At 71.2% G+C, this 12,315-nt stretch carries 12 protein-coding genes; 5 read left to right on the forward strand and 7 right to left on the reverse strand.

Annotated features, from left to right (window positions below; all coding sequences use genetic code 11):
• Positions 1–3 precede the first annotated feature (3 nt).
• From SSP29_RS19640 to SSP29_RS19650, 3 genes are read right to left on the reverse strand one after another with little or no spacing between them, the layout of a single operon-like run.
• A complete protein-coding gene (locus SSP29_RS19640) occupies positions 4–324 on the reverse strand; it encodes a hypothetical protein (protein ID WP_438363800.1) in 321 nt (106 codons plus the stop codon).
• Entirely contained in the window at positions 288–479 is a 192-nt protein-coding gene (locus SSP29_RS19645) for a DUF397 domain-containing protein (protein ID WP_089101996.1), read from the reverse strand. The genes SSP29_RS19640 and SSP29_RS19645 overlap by 37 nt, the downstream gene beginning before the upstream one ends.
• A 2-nt stretch (positions 480–481) precedes the next feature.
• Positions 482–1,288 (reverse strand): helix-turn-helix domain-containing protein, encoded by an 807-nt coding sequence (locus tag SSP29_RS19650; RefSeq protein ID WP_089101997.1) that lies wholly within the window; start codon positions 1,286–1,288, stop codon positions 482–484.
• Positions 1,289–1,401: 113 nt separating this feature from the next.
• Here SSP29_RS19650 and SSP29_RS19655 point away from each other — a divergent pair, with 113 nt between their 5' ends.
• Both SSP29_RS19655 and SSP29_RS19660 read left to right on the forward strand, forming a co-directional pair.
• Positions 1,402–1,875, forward strand: coding sequence for an ATP-binding protein (locus SSP29_RS19655; RefSeq protein ID WP_089101998.1), 474 nt, complete (start codon positions 1,402–1,404; stop codon positions 1,873–1,875).
• Between the two features lie 321 nt (positions 1,876–2,196).
• A complete protein-coding gene (locus tag SSP29_RS19660; RefSeq protein WP_150134506.1) occupies positions 2,197–2,919 on the forward strand; it encodes a helix-turn-helix domain-containing protein in 723 nt (240 codons plus the stop codon).
• 3 nt (positions 2,920–2,922) lie between these two features.
• Here SSP29_RS19660 and SSP29_RS19665 read toward each other — a convergent pair whose 3' ends face one another.
• On the reverse strand, positions 2,923–4,137 hold the full coding sequence (locus tag SSP29_RS19665; RefSeq protein ID WP_089102000.1) for an esterase/lipase family protein: 1,215 nt from the start codon (positions 4,135–4,137) through the stop codon (positions 2,923–2,925).
• Positions 4,138–4,426: 289 nt separating this feature from the next.
• Between SSP29_RS19665 and SSP29_RS19670 the strand changes: the two genes are divergently transcribed.
• Positions 4,427–5,539 carry an ADP-ribosylglycohydrolase family protein gene (locus SSP29_RS19670; RefSeq protein WP_089102406.1) on the forward strand — a complete coding sequence of 371 codons (1,113 nt, stop codon included), beginning with the start codon at positions 4,427–4,429 and terminating at the stop codon, positions 5,537–5,539.
• Here the strand turns inward: SSP29_RS19670 and SSP29_RS19675 are convergent.
• Positions 5,536–6,243: a response regulator gene (locus SSP29_RS19675; RefSeq protein WP_089102001.1), complete on the reverse strand. Its 708-nt coding sequence runs from the start codon at positions 6,241–6,243 to the stop codon at positions 5,536–5,538. The two genes, SSP29_RS19670 and SSP29_RS19675, sit on opposite strands and share 4 nt — an antisense overlap.
• Entirely contained in the window at positions 6,240–7,142 is a 903-nt protein-coding gene (locus tag SSP29_RS19680) for a sensor histidine kinase (RefSeq protein WP_245883146.1), read from the reverse strand. Before SSP29_RS19680 ends, SSP29_RS19675 begins: the two co-directional genes overlap by 4 nt.
• Positions 7,143–7,281: 139 nt before the next feature.
• Here SSP29_RS19680 and SSP29_RS19685 point away from each other — a divergent pair, with 139 nt between their 5' ends.
• A complete protein-coding gene (locus tag SSP29_RS19685) occupies positions 7,282–7,989 on the forward strand; it encodes an ABC transporter ATP-binding protein (RefSeq protein WP_089102003.1) in 708 nt (235 codons plus the stop codon).
• Complete coding sequence (locus SSP29_RS19690; RefSeq protein ID WP_089102004.1) at positions 7,986–10,292, forward strand: ABC transporter permease; 2,307 nt, start codon at positions 7,986–7,988, stop codon at positions 10,290–10,292. Before SSP29_RS19685 ends, SSP29_RS19690 begins: the two co-directional genes overlap by 4 nt.
• 249 nt (positions 10,293–10,541) lie before the next feature.
• On the opposite strand, the gene SSP29_RS19695 is transcribed toward SSP29_RS19690, so the two are convergent.
• Positions 10,542–12,116 (reverse strand): sodium:solute symporter family protein, encoded by a 1,575-nt coding sequence (locus SSP29_RS19695; protein WP_089102005.1) that lies wholly within the window; start codon positions 12,114–12,116, stop codon positions 10,542–10,544.
• Between the last annotated feature and the right edge of the window lie 199 nt (positions 12,117–12,315).

Genomic DNA, 12,315 nt, shown 5'->3' on the forward strand with positions numbered 1-12,315 from the left:
GGTTCAGCCGAGGCCATGATGGGCGGCCCACAACTCCCCGGCACGGCCGGCCGCGTCGGTTATCAGGGCGGCGAGTTCGGGTCTGTCGGGGACCGGGAAGGAGACGTATGCGCCCCGACCGCCGGCGACGGGCCGGCCGTAGGCCTTCACGGCGAGGTGACCGTCCGGGAGAAGCCGGATGTTGAGTGTGGTCAGCGTGAACTCTTCATCGCGTCGGGTGTCCGTCCATCGGAGCGCCTGCGGGATCGTGACATTGATCGCCAGAGCACTCACTTCCGGCTCGCCGTTCACAGACGGACGAGGTCCCGCACGAACTCGGCCCATGAGGCGTCCGCGAAGGCGAGCCCGGCCCTGTCCTTGTCCTTGGAGTCGCGGACGTGGACGGTGGTGGCGGCGGGGGATATGGCGACCTCGACGCAGTCGGGGCCGTCGTTGCTGCTGTAGCTGCTCTTGAACCAGTCCAGCGCGTTGGGGGTCATGCCTATTCTCCCAGCACTTTTTCGATGAAGGCCAGTGACTCCCGTGGCGGGAGAGCCTGCGCCCGGATCATTCCATAGCGCATATCCATGATCTGGACTTCCCGAGGATCACTGATCACACGGCTATGCAGTTGGGCCTCCGAGTGCCCGATGGTCTTGCCGTCCTGGAGCTTGAGCAGCCGGATCGGCCCGGCCATGCCGGCGTGGTCCTCGCGGTCCGTGGGCATCACCTGGATCTCCACGTTCCTCAACTTGCCCAGTTCCAGAAGGTGTTCGAGTTGTCGGCGTAGCACCATTCTGCCTCCGATCGGCCGACGCAGTGTCACCTCTTCCTGGACGAACGTGAGCAGCGGTGGGGGAACCCGCTCGAAGACGCGGCGGCGTGCCAGGCGTGCGGCGACCTGACGTTCGAGCTCATCCTCCGGGTATGCGGGTCGGCGCATGGCGAACAGCGCCCTCGCGTACTCCTGTGTCTGTAGCAGGCCGTGCATGTTGTGGTTGGCGTACGCGCCGAGCTCGACCGCCTCATCCTCCAGCTTCGCCAGATCCCGAACCTTCTTCGGATACCGCGCCCGCTCCACGTCCTCCTTCATGAACGCGAGCTTCCCGCCCGACCCCAGCACCTCATCGGCCTTCTCCAGGAAGTCGGGCTTGGGAATGCGCCGCCCCCGTTCCACGGCCGACACCATCTCCTCGCTGTAGCCGATGGCGGCGCCGAGTTCGCCCTGTCGCAGCCCGGCGGCCTCCCGCCACACCTTGATCTGCCGCCCGACCGCCCTGAGTACGGCCTCGGCTTCCTCGTCCTCCACGCCCGCCCCTTCCGGCGTACGACCCGTACGACCCCGCCCGGCACCCGGACAGTCACGCTCTGTGCCGGGGTCGTTGCTGTTCAGGGTAGGAAGACGCGACCACGCTGGGTGACATGAACCAGAAATCCCTCCCGCAAGTCACCGCCCCGACGGGCCTCTTCGCGGTTCAGCTGTCCGCGACTCGAAGAGGTGCGCGACTCGCGAGACTGCTCACGGAACGCCAACTGGACGACTGGGGTGTGCCGTTCGGGGAGGCGGCGACGCAGATGGTGGCCGAACTGGCGTCGAACGCGGTGCTGCACGGACGCGTTGCGGGGCGGGACTTCCGGCTGGGGCTGCGGCTGTGCCCGGGCGGAGCTCTCCGTATCGAGGTGACCGACGCCCGGGGCGACCGGATCCCGCGCGTCCACGATCCGGCGACCGCCGACGCGGAATCGGGGCGCGGCCTGCTGATCGTGGGGGCGTACGCGGAGCGTTGGGGCGTGGACCTGGCACCGGCCGGCTGCAAGGTCGTATGGGCGGAGCTGGCACCGGCCGGCTGCAAGGTCGTATGGGCGGAGCTGGCACCGGGTCGCGAGGACCCATGACCCGGGCGTTCCCGACGTCAAAGAACAAAGAACCGGGGAAAGAACCCAACCCGCCCCTACCGTCCCCGTCGATCACCCGCCGGAGTGAATATGCCGAACTCAGCTGGCACGGAGGGGCAGTTGTGCGGCAGCGTCTGCCGCAACAGGTCCGTACATACTTCGGCCCCCGCCGGGACTGCCATCCCACTGCGAGGGCCTGATCATCGGGAAGCAGCTGCTTCCCGATGACTGAGGCGAGAGCAGCAGCTTCCGATGACTGAGAAGAACCCTAGCGCGCCCAAGTCCGCCAAGACCCGGCATTCCTACTCGGGTGTCATCCACGTGAATGAACCTCACACCGAGAACTTCACCGTGGTCGGCAATCACCTCCTCCAGCACCCCGAGTTGTCGCTGATGGCGATCGGTCTCGCGGTCCACATCCAGTCGCTGCCCGACGGGGCGCCGATCGGCATCAAGACGCTGGCGGCGAAGTTCCCCGAGGGGGAGATCCGGATCGCCGCCGCGTTGCGGGAGCTGGAGGAACACGGATACCTCACGCGTGCCAGGGAGCGTCTTCAATCGGGGCAAGTGAGGACCCGGACGACCTCGTACAACAAGCCGAGCAGGACCGCCTCGGTTCCCGCTGCCGAGCCGCAGGCTCCGGCTCCGGCACCGAAGGCCTCCGCCCCCGGGACCCCGGCCGCCGACCTCCTCACCCGCCTGCGGACCTATGACTCCCGTCTGCTGCTGTCCGAACGTGACGTTCGGCGGCTGGTGCCGGAGGTCTCCGCGTGGCTGGAGCGGGGCGTGCCCGCCACCGTCGTGGAGCGGACCCTGACGAGCGGCCTGCCGCAGGACCCGATCAAGCACCCGGCGGCCTTCCTCGCCCACCGCCTCGGCGCCCTGCTGCCTCCGGCCCTCCCCCTCCGGGCCCCCGCACCGCCTTCACCGCCCGCCCTCCGCCCCGCCCCCATGCAGAACTGCGACGGCTGCGAACGCGGGTTCCGGGCGGCTCTCCCCGGCCGCTGCCGTGACTGCCGGGCGCGGTCGGGGAGAGCGGCCTGAGGCTCAGTCGGGCAGCCGGTCGAGGACCCACTCGCCGATCTCGGGAGTCATGAGGGCGTGCGGGTCGTTGTCCGAGGAGAGCAGGTAGTCGCTGAGCTCGGACTCCTCCGGCGGGAGCTTGTCGATGTTGACGTACAGGTCCTTCTGCTCGCCCAGGTCACGGATGGCGACCGCGCTGACGGACGGCACGAAGCACACGGACCGGTGGGGCATGTCGACGCGCTCGCCGAAGGCGGCGAGGGTGTCGCCGAGGAGGCCGAACGATTCGAGCGTCCCGCCCGGTGCCCCGTCCAGTTCGGGGAAGCCGCCGGTGGTGATCGTGTGCGGACCGCCGAGGACGCCGTTCAGCACGGCCACCTCCGCCGGGTCGCCCTGCGGCTGGGCGAGGAAGTACGTGCCGTCGAAGAGCGGCCCGGCACAGCTCAGCGTCTTCTCGCCGGCCCGGACGCCGTTGCCCACGCCGTCGCCGCGGCCGCTGGACACCCCGAGCAGCATCGGGATCTGGGGCCACCCGCCAACCCGCTGGAGCTGCTCCTTGAACTCCGTGCGCAGCGGGCTCTCCTGCGGGGTGCCGTCCACGCCGTCCAGGTACCGCCAGAGCATCTGCTGCGAGGCCGGGCTGCTGATCTGCCGCAGGTAGGTGTCGTCGACCTGGGCGAGGTAGTGCGCGAAGGCCTGGAGCCCGATCGGCACCCAGGCTCCCCGGTGCGGGCTGTCGAACGACACGTAGACGCCGGTCCGGTGGTCCATGCGCTGCGTTTCCATCTTCGCCAGCGCGTAACGGGCGACGATGCCGCCCATGCTGAACCCGCCGACGAGCAGCCGGGTGTCGTCCAGCTGCTCGGCGATGGTCTGCATGATGGCGGCGGTCATCGTCTCGGCGTTGCGGAGGATCGACTCGCTGCGCTCCTCGAACCCGACGAGGACCAGCGTGCGCCCGCGGCGCCGCAGCTCGCTGATGAACGGGAACCGGCCGCTCTCCAGCCCGTCCCAGAGCCAGTCGAAGTCGGTCGGCCCGAGGTTGAACCCGTCCGCCAGGACGACCGGCCGGACCACGCCTTTCTGACCCTCGCCGTAGTACACCCGGGCGCTGCCGTGCGGCAGCTGCCACTCCTCATCGGCCCGGGGTGCCTGGGGGGCTGCCGGCCCGCTCACCGGGGTCACGAGTCCGATCGACCCGGCGGCTTTCCTGGCTTTATCGGTCTTGCTGTCGGCCATGGACGTCCCTTCCACGTTGTTGTCAACGACTCAAGGGACATGCTCGCCGGGTAAACACAGCATTACGTACGTATTATGGGGGTTTCACCGTATTGGCCGGGCGTGGGTCCCCGGCCGGGCGCGCCGGTGTACGGCCGTACACGCCGGGGCGTCCGGCCTGAAACCGGCCACTCGGGGCCACACAACCCACACTTCGCATACCTAACTGTCCCCTGAACGGACCGTTCCCGGTCGATTACAGTGCTGACCGCTTGTATGTACGGACGGTGCCCGTGAGGAGGTCATGGTGGTGAGTCCGACGTTGGGTGCCGTCTGGGGCCGGGTCGAGCAGCAGGACTTCCGGAGCAGGGTGCGGGGGACGCTGCTGGGTACTGCCGTGGGGGACGCGCTGGGCGGGCCCGTCGACGGGCTGACGCTGGAGGAGATCCGGGCGGCCTACGGGGCCGAGGGGCTCGTCGATCTCGGGTTCGGGTACGGGCGGCGCGGGAGCGTCACGCATCACACGCAGCTCACCCTTTTCACCGTGGACGGGTTGATAAGAGCCCAGGTGAGGAGGGACACCGGGGCCTGGCATCCGCCTACCGACCTGCACCGGGCCTATCTGCGGTGGGCCGCCACCCAGAGAGACTGGGGGCCGGACGAGCGTCGGCCGGAGGATGGGTGGCTGGCGAGGGAGGAGTGGCTGTATGCCCGGCGGGAGCCCACCCGCGCGCTGCTGCTCGGGCTCGGTGACGAGAAGATGGGGACGCTGGAGTCGCCGAAGAATCCCGATGACATGGGACCGGAGGCCGTCGCCAGGTCCGCTCCCTTCGGGCTGCTCGTCGGGTGGGAGCCGCAGCTCGTCGTCCAGCTCGCCGTGGAGTGCGCGGCGCAGACGCACGGGCATCCGACCGCCTGCCTGTCGGCGGGCGCGTACGCGGTGATCGTGCACGGACTGGCGCGAGGCCAGTCCCTCGACGGGTCGGTCCAGCAGGCCCTCGCGGTGCTCGCCGCCCGGCCGGGGCACCGGCCCGTGTCGGACGCGTTGCAGCACGCGCTCGGGGCGGTGCGGCAGGGGATGCCCTCCCCGGCCCGGGTCGAGGAGCTGACGGGTGACGGAGCGGCGGACGGGATGCTGGCCGCCGCCGTGTACTGCGCGCTGGTGGGGGAGGACGTACGGCACGGGCTGTGCCTTGCCGTCAACCAGGCCGGGCCCTCCGCCGTCGCCGGTGCCCTCACCGGCGGCCTCCTCGGCGCCCTGCACGGCGAGACGGCCCTTCCGCCGGCCTGGGTGGCCGAACTGGAGGGCCGCCAGACCATCCTCGAACTCGCCGACGACTTCGCGATGGAGATGACCCAGGGGCCGGCCCTGCACAGTCCGGTGGGTGCGTCACCGGGGTGGCTCGCGCGCTATCCGCGTTAGGCCGGGCCGTCTCGCCGAGCACCGCAGTCGCCGACCCTCACCAGACCGGTCTCGTAGGCGACCACCACGGCCTGGGCGCGGTCCCGCAGCCCCAGCTTGGCGAAGATCCGGGCCACGTGGGACTTCACCGTGGCCTCGCTCAGGGTCAGTTCGGCGGCCAGCCGGGTGTTGGACAGGCCGCGGCCCAGCAGGGTCAGGACCTCCAGCTCGCGGGGCGTCAGCGCGGTCAGGTCGGCGTGCACGGCGGGGGCACGGTCCGGCTCGGCGGCGAAGCGTTCCACCAGGCGTCTGGTGATCGACGGGGCGAGCAGGGCGTCGCCGGTGCCGACCAGCCGTACGGCCGCCGCCAGGTGTTCCGGTGTGACGTCCTTGAGGAGGAAACCGCTCGCCCCGGCCGAGAGCGCCGTGTACACGTAGCGGTCCAGGTCGAAGGTGGTCAGGATCAGGATCCGGCACTCCGGGAGCCGGTCCAGGATGAGGCGGGTGGCCTCCAGGCCGTCCAGGTTCGGCATCCGGATGTCCATGAGGACGACGTCCGGCCTGAGCCTGTGTGCCGCCGCCACCGCCTCCGCGCCGTCGGCCGCCTCGCCCACGACCTCGATGCCGCGCGCGGTGAGGATCAGCCGGAAACCGGTGCGGATCAGGGTCTGGTCGTCGGCGATCAGGACCCGGGGCGGCTGTCCGGAGCCGTCGGCCGCCGTCACGGGCGGTCCAGGGGGATGCGGGCCCGGACCCGGTAGCCGCCGCCGAGGCGGCGCCGGGCGTCCAGGTCTCCGCCGTACACCGCCACCCGCTCCCGCAGGCCCAGCAGTCCGCGGCCCGTGCCGGGGCCGCGCCGCGGCCCGGTCCGCACCGGTTCCGCGGGCGCCGCGCCGGTCAGCGCGCTCGGGCCGGTGTTCAGCACCTCCACGCGCAGCGCGTGGTCCGCGTAGCGCACGGTCACCTGGGCCGTGCCGCCGTCGTCGCCGTGCCGGAGCGCGTTGGTCAGCGCCTCCTGGACGATGCGGTAGGCGGTCACGTCGATGCCCTGGGGCAGCGGGCGCGGCTCGCCGGAGATCCGTACCTCCACGGGCAGCCCGGCGAACGAGATCCGGTCCACCAGCGGGCCGAGCCGGTCGAGGCCGGGCTGCGGTGCCGGTCCGGTCGCTCCGGTGCCGGTGCCGGTGCCGGTGCCGTCGCTTCCCGTGAGGCCGACCAGGTTCTCGTAGTCCGCGTCCTCGCCGGTCTGGGACGGCGCCAGCAGCCCCAGCAGGTGCCGTAGATCGGTCATCGCCCCGCGTCCCGCGTCCTCCACGGCCCGCAGCGCCGTCGCGGCCTCGTCGGGCATCGTGCCGAGCACCTCCCGGGCGGCGCCCGCCTGGACCACCATGAGGCTCACGTTGTGACTCACGATGTCGTGCAACTCCCGTGCGATACGGTCGCGTTCGGCCGCCACCGCGGCACGCGCGGCGCTCTCCCGCTCCCGCTCCAGCAGCCAGCCGCGCTCGCCCACGACCGCCTGCCACCTGCGCCGGGTCCGCAGCAGTGCCACGGTCAGCCAGCCGACGGCCGCGCCCGCCACCCCCAGCGCCGCCACCAGCGCGTAAGTCCCCTGCTCCGACACGGGGTTCACTCTCGCAGACCACCGCCGCGACCGCATCGGCCCGTGGGACCCGGACCCTGCACCTCCAGGATGAGACGCCGGCCAGGTGCAACCCGGGGGTGGATGCCGCCGTGTCCCCTTCCGCCTTAGCGTCCGGTGCATGGTCACTGACGACAGCGGAGGCGAGACCGTCGTACGACTCGACGGTGTGCGCAAGGAGTACGGCGGGACGACGGCCCTGGACGGGGTGTCGCTGCGGATCCGGGCGGGCGAGGCGGTCGCCGTGATGGGGCCCTCCGGGTGCGGCAAGTCCACGCTGCTCAATATGATCTCCGGCCTCGACCGGCCGACGGACGGGACGGTCGTCGTGCACGGCGAGGACGTGGGGAAGCTCAGTGAGAAGGGGCTTGCCCTGTACCGGCGGCGGCGCATCGGCATGATCTTCCAGTTCTTCAATCTCGTCGACGACCTGACCGCCCTGGACAACGTGGCCCTGGCCGCCCAGCTGACCGGCTCCCCGGCCCGGCAGGCCCGCCGCCGCGCCCTCGAACTCTTCGAGGAACTGGGCATCGCCGACCGCCGCAACGCCTATCCCGCCGTACTGAGCGGCGGGGAACGGCAACGCGTCGCCGTGGCACGGGCGTTGATGAACCGCCCGGCCCTGCTGCTGGCCGACGAGCCGACCGGCGCCCTGGACAGCCGGGCCGGCGAGCAGGTGATGGACCTGCTGCTCGACCTCAACCAGATCGGTCAGACACTGATCCTGGTGACACACGACGAGCACCTCGCGCGGCGCTGCGCGAGCCGGCTGGTCCTGCTCGCCGACGGCAGGGTGGCCGGCGAACACACCCTGGAGCCGTCCGCATGAGGGCGGTGTGGCCGGCCGCACGCGCGGCCGTACGGCGGCGTCGGCTGCAGACCCTCGTCATCTGGCTGGTGACGCTGACCTCGACCGGGGCGATCGTGGTCGCGCTGGGTCTGGTCGACTCGGCGTCCGCGCCGTTCGACAGGGCCTTCGCCAAGGAGCACGGGCCGCATGTCGTCGCCGCGTTCGACCCGGCGAAGGTGTCGGACGCGCAGTTGCGGCAGGCGGCCCGCCGGTCCGGGGCCGAGGCCGCCGCCGGGCCCTTCGCCCAGGCCGCCGTCGACATACCGGCGGATGCCAACCGGGAACTCACGGGCGCGGTCACGATCGTGGGCCGTCCCGGCCCCGGGGGTCCGGTGGACCGGGTGGACCTGTGGGCGGGCCGGTGGGCCGACCGGCCGGGCGAGGTCGTCCTGAACCGGCAGCCGGACTGGTCGGCCGACGCGCTCGGCAAGCGGATCCGGCTGCCCTCGGGCACCGTCCTCACCATCGTCGGGTACGGCTACGAGATGAGCCGCACCGCGGACGCCTGGGTCGCACCGGCCCAGATGGCGGCCCTGCGGCCGACGGCCACCCAGATGCTGTTCCGCTTCACGGACGCCTCGTCGCAGAGCCGGCTCCGCGCGGAACTGTCGACGGTCACCTCGGAGCTGCCGAAGGACGCGCTCACCGCGTCCCAGACGTACCTCACCCTCAAAGAGCAGATCGGCGCGACGGCCCGGGCCTACGCCCAGTACCTGATGGCCTTCGGCTTCCTCGGCGTCGTCGTGGCCGTGCTCATCGTGGCCAACGTGGTGAGCGGCGCGGTGATCTCCGGCTTCCGGCACATCGGGATCCTCAAGGCCCTGGGGTTCACCCCCGGCCAGGTGGTCGCCGTCTACCTCACCATGGTCTCGGTGCCCGCGGTCGTGGGCTGCGCCCTCGGCACCCTGGTCGGGAACGTCCTCGCGCGGCCCTTCCTGCGGTTCGTGTTCACGGGACCCGACGCGGGGATGCTGCACCGCAGCGTCGGCATCGCGCCCTGGGTGAACGCGGTCGCCCTGCTCGGGATGCCCGCCGTCTGCGTGGCCGCCGCGCTCGTCCCGGCGTCGCGCGCGCACCGGTTGTCCGCGGCGCGGGCGATCAGCGCGGGCACCGCCCCGCGGGCCGGGCGGGCGCTGGGGCTCCAGCGGGCGCTGGCCGGCACCAGGCTGCCCCGGTCGGTGAGCCTGGGGGCGGGTCTGCCGTTCGCCCGGCCGGGGCGCAGCGGTCTGACCCTGGCCGCCGTGGTCCTGGGGGTGGCCACGGTGACGTTCGCGACCGGCCTGGCCACGACGATGACCAGGTTCGGGGAGACCGGTGACGACTACGACGTGACGGTGTACGCGGGCCGGGTCAGCCACGGCAGGATCGTGGAGCCCGAGCACGGGGACCGCCGACTCGACGCGATGCTCCGTGCGTTGCCGGGCGCGAGCAAGGTCACCGCGCGGGGGGACGTCGAGGCGCTCATCGCCGGATCCGTGCAGCCGGTGATGTTCGAGGGCCGTCGCGGGGACCTGCCGCGGCTCGGCGACGTGCTCACCGAGGGCCGGTGGAACCACGGCAGCGGCGAGGTGGTGGCCTCCTCGGCGTTCCTGCGCCGGCACGGCCTGCGCGTCGGCGACCGGCTGGTGGTGGCGAAGGGCGACCGCCGGGAGCGGGTGACCGTCGTCGGCGAGACCATGGAGACCGACGGCCGGCTGCTCGTCGGCGACTGGCCGACGTTCACGGCACTCGCCCCGGGGGAGAAGCCCATCTCCTACCACGTGAAGCTCCGCGACGGCGCCGACCCGGCCGGCTACGCGCGGGCCGCCCGTGCCCTGGACCCCGGCCTCGATCCGGTGGTGAACGGCCCCAACAGCAGCGTCGAGACCATCATCGGCTCCGCGACGCTCCTCACCGTCATGCTCGCCGTGGTCGCCGCGCTGGGCGTGTTCAACACGGTCGTCCTCAACACCCGCGACCGCCGCCGCGACCTCGGCATGCTCAAGTCCATCGGCATGACGCCACGCCAGGTCACGGTCATGACGGTGACCTCGATGGGGGTACTGGGAGTGATCGGCTCCCTGCTCGGCGTCCCGCTGGGCATCGCGGGCTACGACCTGGTGATGCCGCGCATGGCGAATGCCGTGGACATCGTCCTGCCCTCCTCCCTGACGGACGTCTGGCGGGCCGGGGTCCTGACCCTGCTGGCCCTGTCGGGCCTCGCGATCGCGGTGCTGGGCGCGTACCTACCGGCCCGGGGCGCGGCACGGCTCACGGTCGCGGAGGCGCTGCACAACGAGTGAGGCGGCGGCGCGCGGTGGGCCGTGCACATGCCTGAGCGCTCTGCTGGATGTGCCGCGAAGCGCCGTCTGCCGTCTGCCGTCTGCCGTCTGCGGCGCCGTCGTGGCTGGTCGCGCCCACGCGGCGGAGCCGCATATTGATACAGCCCCGCGCCCCTTACGGGGCGCTGCCGAACCGTCGCCCGGTACCCATGACTCGGCCCGCCACGGGGGCGGGCCGAGTCGGGGGCTCCGTGTGCCGGTTGCCGTCGGTCAGTCGTTGACCGGTGTCCCCAGGGCGTCGCCGCTGCCCGCCTGTGCGGGAACCGGGACCGCCGCGGCCGCGCTGTCCCCGTCCGTGTTCACGGTCTCGATGACCGCCAGGCGTTCCGGGGTGTCCTCCGGCTTCAGGAAGCCGATGAGGATGTAGAGGACCAGGGAGACGGCGAGCGGGACCGAGACCTGGTACTGGAGCGGGACGCCGCCGTCCACGTTCCAGTTGATCGGGTAGTTGACCAGCCAGAAGGCCAGCAGGCCCGCCGCCCAGCTGGTGAGTGCCGCGGTCGGGCCGGAGCGGCGGAACGGGCGGAGCAGGCCCAGCATCATCGGGATCGCGATCGGGCCCATCAGACCGGCCACCCACTTGATGACCACGGTGATGATGTCCTTGAAGGTGGGGGAGTTGACCTGGGTGGCCACCGCCATGGACAGGCCCAGGAAGACGACCGTGGTGACGCGGGCCGCGATCAGGCCCGAGCGTTCGTTCCAGGCCCGCGCCCGCTGCGACAGGACCGGGGCCACGTCACGGGTGAAGACGGCCGCGATCGCGTTGGCGTCGGAGGAGCACATCGCCATGGTGTGGGAGAAGAAGCCGACGACGACCAGGCCCAGCAGGCCGTGCGGGAGGAGCTGTTCGGTCATCAGGCCGTAGGAGTCGGAGCCGTCCGGCTTCTGGGCGTGGACCAGGAGCGGCGACATCCACATGGGGAAGAACAGGACCACCGGCCAGACCAGCCAGAGGGCGGCGGACAGGCGGGCGCTGCGCTCGGCCTCCTTGGGGCTGCCCGTCGCCATGTAGCGCTGGGCCTGGTTGAGCATGCCGCCGTTGTACTCGAAGAGCTTGATGAAGAGGAAGGCGAGGAGGAAGACCGTGCCGTAGGGGCCGACGAGCGGCTTGCCGTGGCCGTGCAGGGCCGGCTGGTCCCAGGCGTCGAAGAAGCCGATGCCCTTGTCGTTGAGCTTCAGGACGACGGCCACGAACATCGAGACGCCGGCCAGGAGCTGGATGACGAACTGGCCGAGTTCGGTGAGCGCGTCCGCCCACAGGCCGCCGATCGTGCAGTAGACCGCCGTGATCGCGCCGGTGATGAAGATGCCCTGGTTGAGGGAGACCCCGGTGAACACCGACAGCAGGGTGGCGATCGCCGCCCACTTCGCGGCCACGTCCACGATCTTCAGCAGCATGCCGGACCAGGCCAGCGCCTGCTGGGTGGAGAGGTTGTAGCGGTTCTTCAGGTATTCGAGGGGGGACGCCACGTGCAGGCGGGAGCGCAGGCGGTTGATGCGCGGGGCGAAGAGTTTCGAGCCGATCGCGATGCCGAGCGCGATCGGGAAGGACCAGGTGACGAAGGACGTCACGCCGTAGGTGTAGGCGATGCCCGCGTACCCGGTGAACATCACCGCGCTGTAGCCCGACATGTGGTGCGAGATGCCGGACAGCCACCAGGGCATCTTGCCGCCCGCGGTGAAGAAGTCACTGACGTTGTCGACGCGTTTGTGCGACCAGACGCCGATCGCGACCATCACACCGAAGTAGCCGATGAGCACGGCCCAGTCGAGCCCGTTCATACGCCCCCCTTCCAGGGTCCGCCTACTGAACTCCGCTCAGCTGGCTGGCACTTCGCATAAGCGGAGTGGGGACGGGGAAGGCCGCGAAGTGCCCGCTCATCGTGGGTTCCGTTGCGCGGACACGACAAGCGGGCGTAAGGTCAAGTGAAAGTAAAATCGTTCGCCTTCCTGACCTTGGTTCACGAGTATGAACGAGTCG

Origin of the sequence: Streptomyces hyaluromycini, from assembly GCF_002217755.1 — a bacterium.
GTDB lineage: Bacteria > Actinomycetota > Actinomycetes > Streptomycetales > Streptomycetaceae > Streptomyces > Streptomyces hyaluromycini.